The 17,571-nt window shown below is 68.2% G+C and carries 20 protein-coding genes; 6 read left to right on the top strand and 14 right to left on the bottom strand.

The genetic code is table 11. The annotated features are described in order from the left end of the window. Positions 1 to 6: 6 nt before the first annotated feature. The 3 genes from ACIHAX_RS11780 to radC are packed head-to-tail and all read right to left on the bottom strand — an operon-like array spanning position 7 to position 2,425. Positions 7 to 1,035, bottom strand: a complete 1,029-nt coding sequence (locus tag ACIHAX_RS11780) for a HEAT repeat domain-containing protein (protein WP_397277198.1) — start codon at positions 1,033 to 1,035, stop codon at positions 7 to 9. Beyond that, positions 1,029 to 1,715 (bottom strand): HEAT repeat domain-containing protein, encoded by a 687-nt coding sequence (locus ACIHAX_RS11775; RefSeq protein WP_397277214.1) that lies wholly within the window; start codon positions 1,713 to 1,715, stop codon positions 1,029 to 1,031. Before ACIHAX_RS11775 ends, ACIHAX_RS11780 begins: the two co-directional genes overlap by 7 nt. Before the next feature lie 38 nt (positions 1,716 to 1,753). Beyond that, the gene (gene radC / locus ACIHAX_RS11770; protein WP_397277196.1) at positions 1,754 to 2,425 is read right to left on the bottom strand and encodes a DNA repair protein RadC; all 672 of its coding nucleotides are present in this window, start codon (positions 2,423 to 2,425) and stop codon (positions 1,754 to 1,756) included. A gap of 198 nt (positions 2,426 to 2,623) precedes the next feature. Between radC and ACIHAX_RS11765 the strand changes: the two genes are divergently transcribed. Then, on the top strand, positions 2,624 to 2,923 hold the full coding sequence (locus ACIHAX_RS11765) for a DUF6881 domain-containing protein (RefSeq protein ID WP_364437767.1): 300 nt from the start codon (positions 2,624 to 2,626) through the stop codon (positions 2,921 to 2,923). Positions 2,924 to 2,946: 23 nt separating this feature from the next. On the opposite strand, the gene ACIHAX_RS11760 is transcribed toward ACIHAX_RS11765, so the two are convergent. Continuing rightward, the gene (locus ACIHAX_RS11760) at positions 2,947 to 3,144 is read right to left on the bottom strand and encodes a type II toxin-antitoxin system VapB family antitoxin (RefSeq protein WP_364437770.1); all 198 of its coding nucleotides are present in this window, start codon (positions 3,142 to 3,144) and stop codon (positions 2,947 to 2,949) included. Between the two features lie 107 nt (positions 3,145 to 3,251). On the opposite strand from ACIHAX_RS11760, the gene ACIHAX_RS11755 reads away from it, so the two are divergent. Together ACIHAX_RS11755 and ACIHAX_RS11750 are read left to right on the top strand one after the other, a co-directional pair. Then, the gene (locus ACIHAX_RS11755; RefSeq protein ID WP_355079061.1) at positions 3,252 to 3,773 is read left to right on the top strand and encodes a DUF4396 domain-containing protein; all 522 of its coding nucleotides are present in this window, start codon (positions 3,252 to 3,254) and stop codon (positions 3,771 to 3,773) included. Between the two features lie 128 nt (positions 3,774 to 3,901). Then, a complete protein-coding gene (locus tag ACIHAX_RS11750; RefSeq protein ID WP_355079059.1) occupies positions 3,902 to 4,798 on the top strand; it encodes a phenylalanine 4-monooxygenase in 897 nt (298 codons plus the stop codon). Positions 4,799 to 4,817: 19 nt separating this feature from the next. Here the strand turns inward: ACIHAX_RS11750 and ACIHAX_RS11745 are convergent, their stop codons facing one another. Further along, positions 4,818 to 5,429 carry a TetR family transcriptional regulator gene (locus tag ACIHAX_RS11745; protein ID WP_355079057.1) on the bottom strand — a complete coding sequence of 204 codons (612 nt, stop codon included), beginning with the start codon at positions 5,427 to 5,429 and terminating at the stop codon, positions 4,818 to 4,820. After that, positions 5,419 to 6,933: an MFS transporter gene (locus ACIHAX_RS11740; RefSeq protein WP_397277192.1), complete on the bottom strand. Its 1,515-nt coding sequence runs from the start codon at positions 6,931 to 6,933 to the stop codon at positions 5,419 to 5,421. Before ACIHAX_RS11740 ends, ACIHAX_RS11745 begins: the two co-directional genes overlap by 11 nt. Positions 6,934 to 7,053: 120 nt before the next feature. On the opposite strand from ACIHAX_RS11740, the gene ACIHAX_RS11735 reads away from it, so the two are divergent. After that, positions 7,054 to 8,355, top strand: coding sequence for a D-alanyl-D-alanine carboxypeptidase family protein (locus ACIHAX_RS11735; protein ID WP_397277190.1), 1,302 nt, complete (start codon positions 7,054 to 7,056; stop codon positions 8,353 to 8,355). A 5-nt stretch (positions 8,356 to 8,360) separates the two neighbouring features. Here the strand turns inward: ACIHAX_RS11735 and yhjD are convergent, their stop codons facing one another. The 3 genes from yhjD to ACIHAX_RS11720 all read right to left on the bottom strand — a co-directional run bounded on the left by yhjD (position 8,361) and on the right by ACIHAX_RS11720 (position 11,490). Further along, complete coding sequence (gene yhjD / locus ACIHAX_RS11730) at positions 8,361 to 9,389, bottom strand: inner membrane protein YhjD (protein WP_355079118.1); 1,029 nt, start codon at positions 9,387 to 9,389, stop codon at positions 8,361 to 8,363. A 79-nt stretch (positions 9,390 to 9,468) separates the two neighbouring features. Next, positions 9,469 to 10,500, bottom strand: a complete 1,032-nt coding sequence (gene trpS / locus ACIHAX_RS11725) for a tryptophan--tRNA ligase (RefSeq protein WP_355079051.1) — start codon at positions 10,498 to 10,500, stop codon at positions 9,469 to 9,471. A gap of 21 nt (positions 10,501 to 10,521) precedes the next feature. Continuing rightward, the gene (locus tag ACIHAX_RS11720; RefSeq protein ID WP_397277188.1) at positions 10,522 to 11,490 is read right to left on the bottom strand and encodes an oxygenase MpaB family protein; all 969 of its coding nucleotides are present in this window, start codon (positions 11,488 to 11,490) and stop codon (positions 10,522 to 10,524) included. Between the two features lie 102 nt (positions 11,491 to 11,592). Here ACIHAX_RS11720 and ACIHAX_RS11715 point away from each other — a divergent pair, with 102 nt between their 5' ends. Further along, a complete protein-coding gene (locus ACIHAX_RS11715; RefSeq protein ID WP_397277186.1) occupies positions 11,593 to 12,228 on the top strand; it encodes a TetR/AcrR family transcriptional regulator in 636 nt (211 codons plus the stop codon). Positions 12,229 to 12,237: 9 nt separating this feature from the next. Here ACIHAX_RS11715 and ACIHAX_RS11710 read toward each other — a convergent pair whose 3' ends face one another. From ACIHAX_RS11710 to ACIHAX_RS11700, 3 genes are read right to left on the bottom strand one after another with little or no spacing between them, the layout of a single operon-like run. Continuing rightward, positions 12,238 to 12,732 (bottom strand): barstar family protein, encoded by a 495-nt coding sequence (locus tag ACIHAX_RS11710; protein ID WP_355079045.1) that lies wholly within the window; start codon positions 12,730 to 12,732, stop codon positions 12,238 to 12,240. Further along, positions 12,732 to 13,226, bottom strand: coding sequence for a ribonuclease domain-containing protein (locus tag ACIHAX_RS11705; RefSeq protein WP_397277184.1), 495 nt, complete (start codon positions 13,224 to 13,226; stop codon positions 12,732 to 12,734). The genes ACIHAX_RS11710 and ACIHAX_RS11705 overlap by 1 nt, the downstream gene beginning before the upstream one ends. Beyond that, a complete protein-coding gene (locus ACIHAX_RS11700; RefSeq protein WP_364437792.1) occupies positions 13,223 to 13,999 on the bottom strand; it encodes an exodeoxyribonuclease III in 777 nt (258 codons plus the stop codon). Before ACIHAX_RS11700 ends, ACIHAX_RS11705 begins: the two co-directional genes overlap by 4 nt. 62 nt (positions 14,000 to 14,061) lie before the next feature. On the opposite strand from ACIHAX_RS11700, the gene ACIHAX_RS11695 reads away from it, so the two are divergent. Next, positions 14,062 to 14,952, top strand: coding sequence for an alpha/beta hydrolase (locus tag ACIHAX_RS11695; RefSeq protein WP_355079039.1), 891 nt, complete (start codon positions 14,062 to 14,064; stop codon positions 14,950 to 14,952). A gap of 404 nt (positions 14,953 to 15,356) precedes the next feature. Here ACIHAX_RS11695 and ACIHAX_RS11690 read toward each other — a convergent pair whose 3' ends face one another. Together ACIHAX_RS11690 and ACIHAX_RS11685 are read right to left on the bottom strand one after the other, a co-directional pair. Further along, the gene (locus ACIHAX_RS11690) at positions 15,357 to 16,607 is read right to left on the bottom strand and encodes an acyl-CoA dehydrogenase family protein (protein WP_397277181.1); all 1,251 of its coding nucleotides are present in this window, start codon (positions 16,605 to 16,607) and stop codon (positions 15,357 to 15,359) included. Between the two features lie 26 nt (positions 16,608 to 16,633). Further along, positions 16,634 to 17,509 (bottom strand): SDR family oxidoreductase, encoded by an 876-nt coding sequence (locus ACIHAX_RS11685; protein ID WP_356964686.1) that lies wholly within the window; start codon positions 17,507 to 17,509, stop codon positions 16,634 to 16,636. Between the last annotated feature and the right edge of the window lie 62 nt (positions 17,510 to 17,571).

Raw genomic sequence — 17,571 nt, 5'->3', positions numbered from 1 at the left:
GAGCTGTCAGGGTTGCCCCGGCTCCCCGCCCGGTCGTGCTACGAGCGTTTCCACGAGGGCCGAGGCTATGGCCGCCACAGCGCGATCCTCATCGCAGGACAGTTGCCGCAGGGTATCCAGCGCGATGGTCCCCGGCATTTCAGCGAGCGCCTGGGTCAGTCGGATTCGCACCGCCGAGTCCGCCGCATATGCGGTGAGCTGTTCCACCAGCGCACTGATGATCCGAGCCGCCCACTCCGCGTCCTGCGCCAGCGTTCCCAAGAGTTCGGCCGCCTCGACGTCGTTCGGGCCTTCGACCACCGTGTCGACAAGCGCGGGCACGGCCCGGGTCACGCCGCGCCCACCCAGGGCGAGAGCAGCGTGTCTGCGGACCGTCGTGTCCGGGTCCTCGAGGGCGTCCGTGAGCGCCGCGGTCGCCTCGTCGCCCGGCAGCTCAGCGAGCGCGAGGACCGCGCGCCGCCGGACGTCGACGTCCTCGGAGCCCAGGCCGGACGCCACGCTCGCCACCCCGTCACCGCCGGCCCGTGCCAGCGCCCACCGCAAAGCCCCGGCCACATACGGATCGGATTCGGTGAGCAACGCCTCGGCCAGCAGTTCGGCAGGCACCGCTACGTCCTCGGCCGGCGCCAAGACGGCCTGCTGCCGCCGGGCGGGGCTCTGCGAACCGAGTCCGTGCAGCAGTTCGATGATGCGCAGGACGTCTTGCCAGCGGGAGGGCTCGGTGGAATCGACCGTACGAAGCCGCTCCAGGAGTTCTCGCTCCCGGTCCAGTCGTTCTCCGGTTTTCCGAATGAGGTCTCCGACCAGCGCGGACGGGGTGAATGCGGCATCATCGAGAGCGCGCCCGATCTGGCTCAGTGACAGCCCCAGGGAGCGCAGGCCCTCGACATGGAAGATCCGCCGGATGTCTTCCGGCGAGTATTCCCGGTAACCGCCCACGGTGCGGCCGGTCGGTCGGACCAGCCCGAGTGAGTCGTAGTGCCTGAGCATGCGGGCGCTCACTCCCGAGCGGCGCGCCACCTCACCGATCAGCACGCAGTCGTCTCCTCCCGATCCGGGCCGAGCGCGACGACCCGCCGTGCCTCGTCGACGGCGAGGTCGAATCCGGCGTCCGGATCGCGCAGGAGCCGCTCCGTGGCGCGCGCATGCGCCCGCACCGTTGGATCGGGATCAGCCATCGCGGTCCGGAGGACCGGCTCGACCACCTCCCCGAGCGCGACCAGAGCGCGGCTCAAGCTCAACCGTACCTCCCGGTCTCCCCGGCCGAATTGCCTGGCCAGCTCCGCGCCCAGCCATTCCGTCGCTTCGTGGGGCACGAGAACGACGGCAGCACGCCAGGCACTTCGCGCGACTTCAACGTCGGCATCCTGGAGCAACGAGCTCGTGATCGCCGGCCACGCGCTCGGATCGCCGATCTTGGACAACGTGTGCAACGCTTGGCTCCGGGCCTGCGCACGCTCGGAACGCACCTCCGTGAGCAGTCTCGGCACCGTGAGCTCCGCCGGGAGCCGAGTCAGGGCCCACGTGAGCATGTCGCGCACGAAGAAGTCCGGCTCGATCGCGGACCGCTCTACCAGCGCCTCGATGAAACCGGGTTCGGGATGCGTGCCTACCGCCAGCGCCGCCTGCAGCCGCGTCGACGAGTTCCTCGCCGCCAATGCGTCGAGCAGCCGGGTGTGCTGTGTATTGCTGTGTGTCGAATTGATGGGGACCACCTCCGACAGCCAGTGAAAGCCTTGACACAGTGAGAAGGTCAAGCGAACTTCGGTGCGCTCGTCCACCTCTCCCCCGCGATGACCACGTGGTCGAGGAAGCGGAGGCCTACGGTGTGGGCGGCTTCGGTGAGGAGGGTTGTGGTGTGGCGGTCGTCGGGGCTGGGGGTGAGGTCGCCGGAAGGGTGGTTGTGCACAATGGCGAAGGCTCGGCCGTCGTGGCGAAGGACGGTGTTCAGGATTTCCCGGACGGGGACGGCGACCTGGTCGACAGTGCCTTCGGCGACGAAGACCTTCTGACGGAGGCGATTCTGGGCGTCGCAGATCAGGACGAGAAGACGCTCCACCCTGGCGCCCGCGAACAGCGGGAGGGCGGCGGCGGCCACGTCGGCGGGGCTGGTGAGTCGGATCGACGTGTCCGGCCTGCCACGTGCTCGTGCGCCGAGGTGGAAGGCGGCGATGATCGCGGCCGCCTTCGCGACGCCGATGCCCGCCCGGCGAGACAACTCCTCCGGCCGCGCGGACGCCAGCCCGGCGAGACCGCCGTGCTCGACCAGCAACTCCACCGCCAGGTCCAGCGCGCTCGCACCGCGCCTGCCCTGGCGTAGCAGCAGAGCCAGCAACTCCGCATCGCTCAGCGCGTGCGGCCCGAGCGCCAGCAACCGTTCACGCGGCCGCTGCGTCACCGGCACGTCGACTAGAGAGACCGCCATGACTCCCACCCCTCGGTCACGCCAACAGTGCCAGGGATTCTGCCAGGGGCCACCGACACTCAGGCCAGAACTCGACCGCGACCCTCACCTCACGCACCCCGTCAGCTCAGCAGCGGGACGCCGACCCGCGACACCCATATGCTGGCTGATATGCGGTTCGGCAACCGAGTCGGTCACGAACTGGGGAGTTGATGGGCGATGTGGTACCTGAAGGCGCAATGGCACCACGATTTCGACGACGAGCCGGTGGAGCTGTTCAGCGAGATCGGCGACGACGGTTTCGAGGTGCGCAAGGTCGAGGTGTTCCGGGACGGCCACCGCGACTGGGCCGATTCCGGTCGCGGCACAGGCACCACCGAACTCGGGCAGATCCCGGTTCCCACGCCGGACGAACTGAACGCCGAGACCGAGTTCACCGCACTCCAGATCGACGCCAGGGAGTTCGACGAGGTCTGGCAGCGCGCTCTGGACGAGCAACGACCCGCCTCTCCCAGATAACCGAGAGACCGGCCGCGATACCGCTAGCGGTCCATCACCGCGACGTCCGGTAGCCCGACGAACGCCTTAGCGGCGAGCCGCTGCAGATTGTGCAGCTGGCGCTCGTGCACGACGATCCGGCGCAAGGCCTCGTTGACGGTGGCGTCACTGGTCGACGTGCCCATGATGGCGGCGGCCGCGGCGAGCAGGTCCTGGTCGAGATCGATCCGCACGGATTTCATGCGCCCTCCTTCATACTTTCGCCATCTTGCGGCATAACGCCCGTTCATGTCCGGCAAATCGAGAACTCGGCCTTGCGCAAATACCCTACGGGGGTATAGTTCCAGTCATGGAACACAGGCACCACCCGTCGGCCGAACACGTCTCGCACGCCGCACCCGCCGGACAACACAGCGCGCACCACGGCCCCGCTACCTGGCGGATGGCGGCGATGGCGACCCTGCACTGCCTCACCGGCTGCGCCATCGGCGAAATCCTCGGCATGGTGATCGGCACCGCGCTGGGCTGGAACAACACCTCGACGATGGTGCTGGCCATCGTGCTGGCGTTCGTGTTCGGCTATGCGTTGACCATGCGCGGCGTGCTGCGCGCGGGCCTGCCGTTGGCGGCCGCCGTCGGCACCGCGCTTGCCGCCGACACGGTGTCCATCACGGTGATGGAGATCGTGGACAACGCCGTGATCCTCGCCGTTCCCGGCGCGATGGACGCCCACTTGGACACGGTGCTGTTCTGGACCACCCTCGCCTTCGCCTTGGCGGTGGCCTTCGTGCTGACCACGCCGGTCAACAAGTGGATGATCGGACGCGGTAAAGGCCACGCGGTGGTGCATTCGTTGCACGGCGCGCACTGATCAGCACGCCGTCCGATCCCGGCCTTCGGTTGTCAGGATGGCCCCGGGAAAGCCCGTTCAGCTAGGCAGATTGCTCAGCTGAACGGGCTTTTGTTGTCGGCGGGTGCCTGCGGTGCTTGCATCGAGTCATGTTCAGCGAGGCGCAGTTGTACTCGCCGGTGACCCGCACCGGCGACGGTGACGTGACCGTGCACCTGAGCGATGAGCACCCCGGTGTGCACGATCCGGAATATCGGGCCCGGCGCAATGCCATCGCCGCGCTGGCACTGGACCATGCACCGGGAAAGCCGACACCCCACATCGCCTACACCGACGAGGAGCAGCAGGTGTGGCGGATCGTGTCGGCCGAACTCGCGCGCAAACATCGCACCTACGCCAGCGCGGAGGTGCTGACGGCCGCCGAAGCGCTGTCGTTGCCCACCGATCACATCCCGCAATTGGACGAGGTGTCCGCGGCGCTCGCCCCGCTGACCGGATTCCGGTACGCACCGGCCGCCGGACTGGTGCCGCTGCGACAGTTCTTCGGCTCCTTCGCCGATCGGATCTTCCACTCCACGCAGTACATCCGGCATCATTCCGCGCCGTTGTACACCCCGGAGCCGGATGCCATCCACGAGATCATCGGGCATGCCACCCAGATCGCCAGCCCGCGCTTCGCCGCGATCTACGCGACCGTCGGCGCGGCGGTGGCGCGCCTGAGCACCGATCGCGCGTTGAAATTCCTTGCCGACGTCTTCTGGTTCTCGATGGAATTCGGCGTCGTCCGGGAGCGCGGCGAGATTCGGTGCTACGGCGCGGGCCTGCTGTCGTCCTACGGCGAGATCGAGGAGTTCCGGCACGCCGAACTACGCCCGCTCGACATCGCCCGGATGGGTACCGCGACCTACGACATCACCCACTATCAGCCGACTCTCTACTGCGCGGACTCGATCGCCGAGATCGAGGACGTGATCGGCGGCTTCTTCGCGACCATGGACGACGACACGCCCGACCGTTTGCGGCAAGCCAGTCCGGCAGGCGCGTGATAGTACGGCCGGGGAACTTTCAGGACTCGCGCTTCGGCGCGAGCGGCATGCCCGCATCCAGGAAATCCAATGTGCGGGTGATGTTCTCGACGTTCAACGGCGTCATCGTCGCCATGCCGAGAGCCGCGCCCGCCATCGCGCCCGCTGCCACTCGCACCTCGAAATCGTCGGCGGCCCGGCCGAGATGATCGGCCAGCAGGCTCGCGATGAGGTCGATGCTGCGGATGATCTCCAGGCCGATGGCCGAGCGCAGCTCCGGCACGTGATAGAGCAGCGCCTGCCGCTCCTGCTCGAACGCCAGCTCGGCGGCGGCCAGATTGCCGAAGACCTCCAGCACCGCGTTACGAAATGCCGCCATCGGCCCGATGTCGCGCGGCTGACGCCGCAACGCCTCGATCATCGCCGGATCGAGGTCGTCGGCGAGCACCAGCTGTTCCTTGGTCGGGAAGTAGCGGAAGAAGGTGCTGGGCGAGACATCGGCGGCAGCGGCGATCTGTTCGATCGTCGTCTCGTTGTAACCCTGCTCGCGGAACAGCCGGAAGGCCTCGAGGCGAATCGTCCGGCGGGTCCGTTCCTTCTTCCGCTCGCGCAGACCCTGCGCCGTCCCGCTCGCGGGTAGCTCAACCGACATGGATCGATTCTGCCGCACCCGGCTCCGGCGCCCGTGCGGGTTGCCGTGTGCGCACCAAGGTCGCCGTGAGCACCGCCGCCAGCACGCATAGCGCGGCGCAGGCCCACAGCATCGCGCCCATGCCGCCGAGGAAGGCCATCTGCACCTGGTGCAGCATCGAGGGATCGCCCAGCTTGCCCGCCGTGGCGACGCCCGCGTTCACGCCGTCGGAGATCGGTTCGCGGTTCAGCTCGCCCAGTTCCGACCGGTACCGAGTGGACAGCACGGTGCCGAGCACCGCGACGCCGATGGTGCCGCCCGCCTGGCGCAGCGCCTGCAACAGCGCGGAGCCGGACCCGGAGCGCTCGGCATCCAGATCACCCATCGCCATGCCCATGGCCGCGGGCATCACCAGCCCCATACCGGCGCCGAGCAGCGTCAACCACAGGGCGGCGAAGCCGTAACCGCTGTCCACGGTGGTCAACGCCCCCAGTGCCAGCGAGCCGGCCAGCAGCGCGAATCCGGCGGCCACCACCACGCGCACGCCCAGTTTCGGCAGCGCTTTGTCGACCAGCCTGCTGCCGACCAGCAACCCGGCGATCAACGGAAGCAATCGCAGGCCGCTGCCGAGCGCGTCCACGCCGAGCACCGCTTGGAAGTACTGCGGAACGGTGAAGAACATGCCGAACATGGCGAAGTTCACCACGATCGAGAAGGCGGTCCCCCAGCGGAACCCGTCGGCGGCGAAGAGCCCGAGATCGACCAGCGGATGCGTGGTCCTGCGCTGCCAGAGCAGGAACGCGCCGAACAGCAGCACACCGGCCGCGATGATCGCCCAGGCCGGGCCGTCGCCCCAGCCTTTCTCGCCGATCCGGATGAAGCCGTAGGTGAGCCCCAGCATGCCCGCGGCGGACAGCGCGACGCCGGGCAGATCGATCCGGAAGTGCTGCGCGCTGCGCGATTCGGGCACCAACGCGGCGACGGCGCACGCACCGATCACGACCATCGGCACGTTGATCAGGAACACCGAACCCCACCAGAAGTTCCGCAGCAACCAACCTCCCACGATCGGGCCCAGCGGTAGGCCGATCGCGGTGGAGGTGATCCAGATGGTGAGCGCCCGCTGGAGTTCGGCCGGTTCGGGGAACATCGCGGGCAGCACCGACATCGACAGCGGCATCATCGCCGCGGCCGCGATGCCGAGCACGACGCGCGCCGCGACGAGCTCGCCGGGCGAGGTGGCCACGGCGCACGCGATGGACGCCACGCCGAACAGCACCAGCGCGGCGAGCAGGAACTTCTTGCGGCCGTAGCGATCGCCGAGCGCGCCCGCGGGCAGCATCACGGCGGCCAGCGCCAGCGTGTAGGCGCTGCTGAACCATTGCAGCGCGGCGGTATTCGCGTTCAGGTCGACGGCGAGCGTGGGCAGCGCCACGGTCAGCACGGTGACATCGAGCCCGATCGTCAGCATCGCCACGGCCAGCGCGCCGAGGGCGAGCCAGCGACGGGACGAGTCGTTCTTCATGACGCCTCCAGAAATGGTAGCTACATCTTTTTGATAGTAGCTCTCATTTAGTAGATACTGTCAATACCGTCGCGGGGATGGACTGCCCGATCACCGGATCGCTCGCTAGGCTCATCGGCGATGAAGATCACTCGCCGTGCCTTGCTCTGCTCAGGCGCCGTCCTCGCCGTCGCCGTGATCGGAGCGACGGCCGCGCCGTCCCTCGCAGCGCCCAGCACCACCACGCCGTTCACCACCCCGAACACCGACGGGTGCCCGCAGAAGACATCGCCGCCCGCACCGATCGACACTTCCGAGGTGCCCGCGCCCGGACAGCCGACCCCCACGCCGCTGCCGGTCCCTTCCCCGCCGATCGGGGGAACCCGCCTCGGCGAGTGCGGAGTCGTACTTCCCAAAGCCGCGCCGCCCGCTCCGCAGGACATTTCGGCGACGGCCTGGCTGGTGGCGGATCTGGATACCGGAGAGGTGCTGGCCGCGAAGGACCCGCACGGTCGCTACCGGCCCGCGAGCACGATCAAGGTGCTGCTGGCCACACTGGCGCTGCGCACGCTGAATCTGGACAAGGTGGTCGTCGGCACGCAGGCCGACGCCGACGCCGACGGCACCCGGGTCGGCATCGGCCCCGGCGGCCGTTACACCAACCGACAGCTCATGCAGGCGTTGATCATGGCTTCGGGCAACGACGCGGCGCATGCCATCGCGGCGCAGCTCGGCGGCGACGCCGCGACCGTCGCGAAGATGAACGACCTGGCGAAGTCGTTGCGCGCCATGGATACTCGCACGGCCACTCCGTCCGGGCTGGACGGCCCCGGCATGAGCACCTCGGCCTACGACCTCGCCGTGCTGTTCCGCGAGGCCATGACGGTTCCGCTTTTCGCCGAGCTGATCCATACCGAGCAGGTCGACTTCCCCGGCTACCCCGCCGACCCTGCCGTTCCGGGCGACACCGACCGCCCCGGCTACCCGATCGGCAACGACAACCAGCTGCTCTACAACTACGACGGCGCCCTCGGCGGCAAGACCGGCTTCACCGATGACGCGCGCCAGACCTTCGTCGCCGCCGCCCAGCGGGGCGGCCGCAGGCTCGCCGTCACTCTCCTCAAGGCCGACGTGCGGCCGGTGCGCCCATGGGAGCAGGCGGCCCGCCTGCTCGACTACGGATTCGCGCTGCCCCGCGGCGCCTCGATCGGCAATCTGCCCGGCGCGGTGGTACCCCAGCGCGACCAGAGCGGAGCCACCCTCGCCGCGCCGCCCACATCGGGAAACGACCCGGCGATGTCCTCGTCGCCGGGCAGCGACCCGTCCGCCATGCCACACACCGGAGATCGCCGCACCGGCGCGCGCACCGTACTGATCATCGGCGGTGTCCTCGTGATCGCCGCGCTCGTCCTAGGGGCACGGCGGGCCACCCGGCGACGCTGAATCGATCACCGCCGGTCCGACCTGCGTAATCCGGAAAGAGTCAGGGCGGCAAGCGCGCCCGCGCCGAAGAAGGCGGCGCCCACCCCCATCGAGACGTCACGCGCACCGACCCGCGGCGCGATCACGGCCGGTCCGGGGGCGGGAATCTCGGCTTCCGGCTCGTTCTCCGCGGCGGTGGCGGCCCAGGCCGTGGCGAACAGGACGATGCGGTAGGTGACGTAACTGAACACCATCAGACCGATGATCGAGCCGAAGGTGGCGCCCGCCGGGCTGCTGAGCACCGATTGCAGGTAGATCGAGGCGACGATCTTGAACACCTCGAAGACCAGCGCGGCCAGACCGGCCGCCTTGGCGGCACTGGCCAGCGTCACCGGTTCCCGGGGCAACCGCGCGATGACCCAGGCGAACACCGCCCAGGAGGCGAGGAACCCGAGCGCGATCGACAACAGCGACAACAGCAGGTCCGCGCCCGGCAAATCGCCGAGGCCCAGATTGTCCAGCAGTTGACTGCCGAGCGAACTCGACGCCAAGGCCGACAAGCCCAGCGAGACCGTGAACGCGAGGCCGAGACCGACCAGCGCACCCAGATCGGAGAGCTTGGTCATCAGCCAGTTGCCGTCCGGAGACTTCTGGTCCCATTGCTCGGTGAGCGCGGCGCGCAAATTGGCCATCCAGCCGAGGCCGCTGTAGACGCCGGTGATCAGGCCCAGCGCGCCGACCGTGCGCCGGGAGTCGACCGCCTGCTCGATCAAATCGTTCAGCTGGGTGCCGAACGAGCCGGGAATGTTCTCGACGATCTTGGCCTGCAACTCCCCGAGCAGATCCGGATTGCTGGACAAGATCACGCCCGCGACCGCGAAAGCGATCATGAGCAGCGGAAACAACGACAGCACAGTGAAATACGTGATGCCCGCCGCGTAGTAGTCGCCCCGCTGCCGCTGATAGCGCCCCGCCGCGCGAACCAGATGGTCCAGCCACGGCTGCGCCTGGATCCGGCGTTGGATCCCGGCTTTGACATTGTCGATCACCTGCACCATTCGCCCCTTCGACCGAGAGACCTCACACCGGTGGTACCCGGTCGGGCGCGCGACAACCGCCCAGGCGAGCGGCCGCCTAGCGACTCAGCAAGCCCACCCGGTCGTAGACCTGCGCGAGGGTGTTGCCCGCGATCTCTCGCGCACGCTCGGCGCCGGCCGCGAGTACGCGGTCGAGTTCACCCTGATCCGACATGTACTCTTGCACCTTGGCCTGCAACGGCGTGACAAATTCGACCAGCGCGTCGGCCACGTCGGCTTTCAGCTCGCCGTAACCCTTACCCTCGAAATCCTTTTCCAAGGTGACGATCGGCGCACCGGTCAGCGAACTGAGGATCACCAACAGGTTGCTGACGCCCGGCTTGAGTTCCGGGTCGTAGCGGATCTCGCGTTCGGTGTCGGTGACCGCGGATTTCACCTTCTTCGCGGTGACCTTCGGGTCGTCGAGCAGGTTGATCAGACCCGCGTCGGTGGAGGCCGACTTGCTCATCTTCGCGGTCGGGTCCTGCAGGTCGTAGATCTTCGCCGTGCCCTTGACGATGTGCGCCTCCGGCACCACGAACGTCTTCTTGAACCGAGAGTTGAAGCGCTGGGCAAGGTTACGGGTCAGTTCCAAGTGCTGACGCTGGTCCTCGCCGACGGGCACCTGATGGGCGCGATAGAGCAGGATGTCCGCGGCCATCAGTATCGGGTAGGTGAACAGGCCTGCGGTCGCGTTCTCCGCGCCCTGTTTCACCGACTTGTCCTTGAACTGGGTCATCCGGCTGGCCTCGCCGAAACCGGTGAGACAGCTGAGCACCCAGGTCAGCTCCGCGTGCTCGGGTACCTGGCTCTGCACGAACAGGGTCGACTTCTTGGGGTCGATGCCCAGCGCGAGCAACTGGGCGGCGGCGGCGTTGGTGCGGAGTTTCAGTTCCTTGGGGTCCTGCGGCACCGTGATCGCGTGCATGTTCGGGATGAAATACAGCGCGTCGTAGTCGTCCTGCATGGTCACCCAGTACTGCAGCGCGCCAAGGTAGTTCCCTAGATGGAACGAGGAGCTGGTCGGCTGGATCCCGGACAGAACCCGCTGTTTGCGTTCGGCGGCCGGGCTGGGCGCAGGACTCGACATACTCCGATTTTCGCATGCGGCTCAAGCCGAATTTCGCTGCACCCAGTTGCGCGGGTCCACCCCGGGCATGCTCGGCCGTCCGCCGCTGACCAGTTCGTGTTCCCGCTTGGACAGCATCTTGTAGACCGGCGCGCTCGGCCCGGCGAGCGTGCCACGCAGCACCGGGGGCACCAGCGGAACCGACACGTGCGCGGTGCGGACCGCTCGGGACAGTCCCTGGTAGGCGACCTCCTCCGCCACACCCCAGCGCATCCCGTACATCCGGCGGATGCGTGTCGGCAGGCTGCCCTGCACCAGCAGGTAGAACGCGGAGGTGACCTGCTGCAACGGCACACCCTGCGAGTAGGGGACGCGCTGTCCGGCCAGGTAGGAGCCGACCAGCCGCGCCTCGTCGGTGAGGAACAGTTCGCCGGAGGCGAGGTAGCCGTCGAAGAAGGCACGGAACTCCGGATAACTGGCGGGCGCCGCGTCCGCGGGCATGCCGAACAGCTCGCCCCAGCGCACGTAGTCCTGGTAGAGCCCTTCGCGCTCACCGTCGGTCATGGTGCGCACCAGCAGGTCGTACATCACCTCGGCCGAGTCGAACGTGAAGGCCATGGTCATGAACATGAGGTGCGGGTCGAGCGCGGAGTATCCCGTCCCCGCCGGGTGCTGGTCACCGGCGTCCTCCGGCAGCGTCCCACGCACCTTGACGTGCCGTTTCCTGGTGAACGCCAGCGCGCGGTCGGCCTCGGCTCTGCTACCGAGGAACACCGCCTCGAACAGGCGGCCGGTCAGCGCGAGCCGGGTGTAGGGGGTCATGCGGTGCTCGGTGTTCTCCGCCGTGCCGACAAAGAGCAGCGGGTGCACCGCCCCGATCACCAGCGCGCGCAAGCCGTAGGTCAGTCCCACCGCCCGCTTGCTCATCACCCGCCGGACCATCGAGTGGTCACTGAAATAGCCGGGCTCGGACATCGCCGCCTCCTCATCGAGCACATCTGGCAATAGCATCCACCAGAACCTACCTTTCTGGCAATACTCCATGCCAGAATGTTGCGCGCGGGTCGATCGGGCGACAACCACGGTGTTAAGCGGACCTGTAAGAATCGAAGGGTGACGGCACAGCGGACTTACGGGGGCATCTCCGCCGAGGAGCGCCGGGCGCAGCGGCGTGCGGCGTTGCTGGAGGCCGCGCTGGAGATCATCGGCACGGAGGGGCTGGCGAAACTGACCGTGTCGGGGTTGTGCGCGCGGGCGAGTCTCAACGAGCGGTACTACTACGAGAACTTCGACAGCCGCGACGCCGTGCTCACCGCCCTGATCGACGGGATCGCCGCGGAACTGGCGGCGGCCATCCTCACGGCCGTGCGCACCGCCGCGGCGGACACGCGCGCGACCGCGCACGCCGCGATCACCGCGGGCGTGCACCTGCTCACCGATGACCCACGCAAGGCGAAAGCCGCCCTGATCGCGGGCATGGCGACGCCGGAACTGCGCGCCCGCACCACCGAGACGGTGCGAACGTTCGCGCGGATGGTGGCCACCGAGGGCACGGACTTCTACCGGATTCCGGATTCCGGCCCGGCCGCGATGGTCGAGTTCCGGGCCCTCTACCTGGTCGGGGGGCTGGTGCAGACGCTGACCGCCTGGCTCCAAGGCGACCTGGATCTCACGCGCGACGAATTGATCGAGCAGACAGTCGACGTGTTCGTCCTGCTCGGCGAGGACATGGCCGGCAAACTGCGGTAACAGCCCTGGTCACAGCCGCAGGGACACGTCCTCCAGATCGGGCGCTTCGCCTTGCAGGACGACCCGGAAGAGCACGTCCCGCCGCGACCAGTAAGCCGCGCAATCGCGCATGGCCTCGGCGAACCAGTCACGCTCGACGGGCTCGTCGGCGAGCAATCCGGCCGAGTCGCGCACCACGGCAACGTATCCGGCCCCTTCGCCGAGGAAATCGTCCAGATCACGCAGGCACTCGTCGAACGCGTCCTTGTTCTCCCCGAAGTAGTACGGAAACTGGAACGCGGCGGCGAACTCGTCGAACAGGCGCGCGGTGGTGGTCATCTTCGCGCCGCGCAGTTCACGCACCAGGTAGCCCGAAGGCGCTTTGTCCCGCACCCCGCTGAAGTCGGCGGCGTCCACCGCGAGCGTGCCGAACGTGACACGCGGCGGGGTGAGTGCGGCGCCGGGCGGCGCGTCGTCGGCGTCGGAGCGGGCAAGGAACTGCGACAGCGTGACGGTCTTTGTCATCAGCGCATCCTCGTGAAGGTCTTGTAGTGATCGCCGGTGTACCAGGCCGAACCGTCGCTACCGGTGACGATGCGTTCGGCGTCGCGGGATCGGCCGGACTGCTTGGGATTGACGTCCCATTCCTGATAGATGATCGGCTTACCGGAGCCGTCGGTCGCGGGCAGGTCCCCACCCCGATTCATCCATCGCTCGCCCCCTTTGGTGCCGGGTGCGTTCGCCGAGTCCGGCCACTGGCCCGTGTCGATCTCCCTCAGCGTGGCGTACGCGCGTTCCGGGACACCGGACGCCTGGGTGACCGGCGACGCGCTGTCCGCACCGCGCGGCGCCGCGCCGGTCGGGGTGACCGTGCTCATCGCGGCGGTGGTCGCGCGACTCGCCGGGGTGGATGTGGTGGTAGCGCCACCGTCGTACAGCGCGAGCACCGCGGCGAGCACCACCAGGGCCACCGCGACCAGCAGGCCGACACCGCGCTTGATCGGGCGCGCCCGGTTCATCGGTACTGCACCGTGACGGGCGCGTGGTCCGACCAGCGTTGATCATAGGTAGCGGCGCGCTCGACCACCGCGTCCTTGGCTCGGGTGGCCAGCTCTCCTCGGGCGAGGTGGTAGTCGATGCGCCAGCCGCTGTCGTTGTCGAACGCGCGGCCCCGGTAGGACCACCAGCTGTAGGGACCGTCGCCCGCCGGGTGCAACTGCCGCACCACGTCGACGTACCCCGCGGCCAGCAGCTCATCGATCCACGCCCGCTCCTGCGGCAGGAACCCGGCCGACTTCAGGTTGCCCTTCCAGTTCTTCAGGTCGCGCTCGGTGTGGGCGATGTTCCAGTCCCCGGCGACCACGAAATCGCCGGTTCGCGCGGCGAGGTAGGCGCCGAGTTCGGCCATGAAGCGATACTTCTCGTCTTGACGCACCGTGCCCGCGTCACCGGAGTGCACGTAGACGCTGGCCACGGTGACATCGTCGAAATCGGCCTCGAGATAGCGGCCCGCCGCCGCGAACTCACTGCTGCCGAAGCCGACTCGCACGGCGCTGGGCGCCCGCCGGGACAGGATGCCGACACCGGCGCGGCCCTTGGACTCCGGTTCGGCGTGCGACAGCTGCCATCCCGCGTCCAGCGCGGGCGCCAGCGCGGCCCGGACCTGGTCGTCGGTGGCGCGAGTCTCCTGCACGCAGACGATGTCCGCCTCGGTGGCCGCGAGCCAGGCGAGCAGCCCCTTGCCCGCAGCCGCGCGGACACCGTTCACGTTCACTGTCGAGATATACGGCACACCACGACCGTACAATGCTGGTCAGATGAAGTCCCTTGGACACTGCCGTCCAGGAAGGGGTGATGACGATGTCGTCCGACACCTCCCAGTCCTCCTCCGCCCCCGCGCGCGGATCCACCCGGGCGAAACAGCCCCAGCCGATCAAGGCATTGCACGTGGGATCCGGCGATCCCTTGCTGTTGCTGCACGGATTCATGATGTCGCCGCACTGCTGGGAGCAGACGGCGGCGCGGCTGTCGACGCACTGCGAGGTGTTCGCGCCCGCGTTCGCGGGCCACTGGGGCGGCGCGCCCACCGGAGGCCCGTCGGTGGACGTGGGTTCGCTGGCCGACCGGATCTGCGAGCAGCTCGATGAACTGGGTTGGCGGACTTGCCATATCGCGGGCAACTCGCTCGGCGGACTGGTCGGCGTCGAACTCGCCCGCCGCGGACGCGCCCGCACCCTGACGCTGATCGCGCCCGCGGGCGGCTGGCACGCGCCCTCGTTGACCCAATGGCGGGTCAACCTGAAATTCCTCTCCCTGATACCGCTCGTCGAGATCGGCAAGCGCATGGGCGGATTCGTGATCGGCAACCCACTCGCCCAGCGGGTCGCATTGCTCGCGTTGAGCAAGCAGGCCTCCGCGGTGTCCCGGCGCGACGCCGCGGCCGCGCTCGCCGCCGCGCTGCATTGCCCGGCGATGGTGCCGATGATTCTCGGCGCGATGCGGGCGCCGGCACAGGACGACCTGTCCACCCTGCGGACGCCGGTCCGGCTGCTGCTGTCGGAGTACGACCGGGTCATCCCCAACCGCGTCTACGCGCGGCGCTACCTGAAGGAACTGCCCGAATCCGCCGACCGCATCCTGGTCAACGGCGTCGGCCATGTGCCGATGCTGGAAGCGCCCGACCGCATCGCCACCCTCATCGCCGAACACGTCTACGCCAGCCGCACCCGGCTACGCGCTGTGTAGTTCGGCCGCGACTTCGTCGCGGCGTGTGCTGTGTTGATCTTTCCAGCGCCTGCGGCGCTGGGTGTTCGCGGCCCTCTTATGGCTCGCGAACGGAACAGGCTCGGTCTCGCTTCGCTCGAAAGAGGTAGTTATGGTGCGCTGAGCACGTCGGCTTTCGAGTTCAGGACCAAGTGCACGCGGCCTCCCGAGTGCCCGTTCCGACACGCCCGAACGCGGCGACGGTGGGTGATGATGACCGCTCTATGGCCAGCCGGCCACTGTTGCGGTGGACAAACCGGGCACGAGCCGGATCGTCAACCGGCTGGGCTCGGTCTCCCCGCCCACGACCGGTGGTCGGGCCGATTTGGTTGCGCGCGGCCGTAGCTCACCGCGCAGTGCGTACGGCGAGCCAGCCGATTCGGAAACTACTGCGCGAGCAACCCTTTCGCGATGTGGGTCACCTGGATCTCGTTGCTGCCCGCGTAGATCATCAGTGACTTGGCGTCGCGGGCGAGTTGCTCCACGCGGTACTCGGTCATGTAGCCGTTGCCGCCGAACAGCTGCACCGCTTCCATGGCCACCTCGGTGGCGGCCTCGGAGGCGTACAGCTTCATCGCGGAGGCCTCGGCCAGGGTCGGGGGTTTGCCCGCCCGTCCCCGCTCCAGCGTGTTGAACACCATGTTCTGCACGTTGATCCGCGCGATCTCCATCTTCGCCAGTTTCAGCTGGACCAGCTGGAACCGTCCGATCTCCTGGCCCCAGAGCTTGCGGTTCTTGGCGTACTCCACGCACAGCCGATGACACTCGTTGATGATGCCCAGCGCCATGAAGGCCACGCCGACGCGCTCGGAGGTGAAGCTGGACCTGGCGCTGTCCCTGCCGTCGCCGCCCTTGTGTTCTTCGGTTTCGCCGAGCAGGCGGTCCCGGCCGAGGCGCACGTTGTCGAAGAACAGCTCGCCGGTCGGGGAGGAGTGCAGGCCCATCTTCTTGAACGGCTTGCCCTGGGTGAGGCCGGGCATGCCCTTGTCCAGCACGAAGGCGAGCACCTTGCGGTCGCGCTTGTCGCCGCCCGCGCCGTCGTCGAGCTTCGCGTAGACGATCATCACGTCGGCGAAGGGGCCGTTGGTGATGAACGTCTTCTGGCCGTTGAGCAGGTAATCCTCGCCGTCGCGCTTGACGTAGGTCTTCATGCCGCCGAACGCGTCGGAACCGGAGTCCGGTTCGGTGATCGCCCAGGACGCGACCTTCCGCATGGTGACGATGTCCTCCAGCCAGCGCTGCTTCTGCGCCAGCGTGCCCCGCGACATGATCGTGGTCGCGCCCAGACCGATGCTCACGCCCATCGCCGAGACCAGGCCCATGCACACTCCGGACAGCTCGCCGATGAGCACCGCCATCAGCGATTCCTGTCCGGCGAACGGGCTCGAGCCGGATGACTTCGGCTTCCGTTCCGCTTCGGCGGGAGCGCTCTCCCGCGCCGCCTGCCTGGCCAGCATCTTCTGCACGGCCTCGCCGCCCATCACATCGATCCCGAACTCGCGGAACAACTTCCGGATCACGGGGTACGGCGGCAGTGCACCGCTGTCGAGCGCGTCCAGATTCGGGCGGATCTCCTTGTCGATGAACGCCCGGACGGCATCGCGGATCATGACATCGGTCTCGGACCATTCGAACATCGTCGTTCTCCTCACATTCCCCGAGGTCAGGGCAGCCGGGCGGCGATGTCGTCGATCAGCCAGGGCCCCTCGGTCTCGATGGTCTTCACATCGTGCCAACCGGCCAGCTCGGAGATCGCGCCGCCCTGCACCGCGAACACCTTGCCGGTGATCGGGCAGTCTTCGGCGGCCAGGTAGGCGACCAGCGGCGCGATATTGGCCGGGGCGAAGGCGTCGAACCCGCCGTCGGACTCCTCCGCTTCGGCCGCCAGCATCTCGCCCATGCCGGGTGTGGCCAGGGTGAGCCGGGTGCGCGCGATCGGCGCGATCGCGTTGACCCGCACGCCGTAGCGCGCTAGTTCGTCGGCGGCCACCAGGGTCAGCGCGGCGATCCCGGCCTTGGCCGCGCCGTAATTGGCCTGTCCCGGGTTGGGCAAGGTGGTGCCCGACGCCGATGCCGTGTTGATCACGGCCGCGTTCGGCTGATTGCCCGCCTTGGACTGCTGCTTCCAATACGCGGCGGCATGGTGCAGCACCGCGGCGTGGCCTTTGAGGTGCACGGCGATCACCGCGTCCCATTGCGACTCGTCCATGCCCGCGATAAACGCGTCACGCAGGATGCCCGCGTTGTTGACGACGACGTCCAGGCCGCCGAACTCTCTGACCGCTTGCTCGACCAGTTTCTGCGCACCGTCCCAGGTGGCGACGTCGTCGGTGTTGGCCACCGCCTTCCCGCCCGCGGCGACGATCTCGCGCACCACCTCCTGGGCGGGACCGGCATCGGTCCCCTCGCCCGCGTTGCTGCCGCCGAGATCGTTGACGACCACGGCGGCGCCCTCCTTCGCGAACAGCAACGCGTGCTCGCGGCCGATGCCGCGACCCGCGCCGGTGATGACGGCGACCCGCCCGGCCAGTACGCCCATGTGTTGTCTATCTCCTGTAGTCGTGCCGAATCCGGCGAAGGGGAAAGGGCGCGGCGGACACC

It is taken from the genome of Nocardia sp. NPDC051929 (assembly GCF_044548645.1).
Classification (GTDB): Bacteria; Actinomycetota; Actinomycetes; order Mycobacteriales; family Mycobacteriaceae; genus Nocardia; species Nocardia sichangensis.
The sequence above is the reverse complement of the archived record's forward strand: the minus strand, read 5'-3'. Positions and strand labels throughout refer to the sequence as shown.

What these genes read in the sequence shown, in the direction of transcription:
- radC (WP_397277196.1), bottom strand. Translation starts at nt 2,425, where the DNA reads ATGGCGGTCTCTCTAGTCGACGTGCCGGTGACGCAGCGGCCGCGTGAA.
- ACIHAX_RS11765 (WP_364437767.1), top strand. Translation starts at nt 2,624, where the DNA reads ATGTGGTACCTGAAGGCGCAATGGCACCACGATTTCGACGACGAGCCG.
- ACIHAX_RS11760 (WP_364437770.1), bottom strand. Translation starts at nt 3,144, where the DNA reads ATGAAATCCGTGCGGATCGATCTCGACCAGGACCTGCTCGCCGCGGCC.
- ACIHAX_RS11755 (WP_355079061.1), top strand. Translation starts at nt 3,252, where the DNA reads ATGGAACACAGGCACCACCCGTCGGCCGAACACGTCTCGCACGCCGCA.
- ACIHAX_RS11750 (WP_355079059.1), top strand. Translation starts at nt 3,902, where the DNA reads ATGTTCAGCGAGGCGCAGTTGTACTCGCCGGTGACCCGCACCGGCGAC.
- ACIHAX_RS11745 (WP_355079057.1), bottom strand. Translation starts at nt 5,429, where the DNA reads ATGTCGGTTGAGCTACCCGCGAGCGGGACGGCGCAGGGTCTGCGCGAG.
- ACIHAX_RS11740 (WP_397277192.1), bottom strand. Translation starts at nt 6,933, where the DNA reads ATGAAGAACGACTCGTCCCGTCGCTGGCTCGCCCTCGGCGCGCTGGCC.
- ACIHAX_RS11735 (WP_397277190.1), top strand. Translation starts at nt 7,054, where the DNA reads ATGAAGATCACTCGCCGTGCCTTGCTCTGCTCAGGCGCCGTCCTCGCC.
- trpS (WP_355079051.1), bottom strand. Translation starts at nt 10,500, where the DNA reads ATGTCGAGTCCTGCGCCCAGCCCGGCCGCCGAACGCAAACAGCGGGTT.
- ACIHAX_RS11720 (WP_397277188.1), bottom strand. Translation starts at nt 11,490, where the DNA reads ATGCTATTGCCAGATGTGCTCGATGAGGAGGCGGCGATGTCCGAGCCC.
- ACIHAX_RS11710 (WP_355079045.1), bottom strand. Translation starts at nt 12,732, where the DNA reads ATGACAAAGACCGTCACGCTGTCGCAGTTCCTTGCCCGCTCCGACGCC.
- ACIHAX_RS11705 (WP_397277184.1), bottom strand. Translation starts at nt 13,226, where the DNA reads ATGAACCGGGCGCGCCCGATCAAGCGCGGTGTCGGCCTGCTGGTCGCG.
- ACIHAX_RS11695 (WP_355079039.1), top strand. Translation starts at nt 14,062, where the DNA reads ATGACGATGTCGTCCGACACCTCCCAGTCCTCCTCCGCCCCCGCGCGC.
- ACIHAX_RS11690 (WP_397277181.1), bottom strand. Translation starts at nt 16,607, where the DNA reads ATGTTCGAATGGTCCGAGACCGATGTCATGATCCGCGATGCCGTCCGG.
- ACIHAX_RS11685 (WP_356964686.1), bottom strand. Translation starts at nt 17,509, where the DNA reads ATGGGCGTACTGGCCGGGCGGGTCGCCGTCATCACCGGCGCGGGTCGC.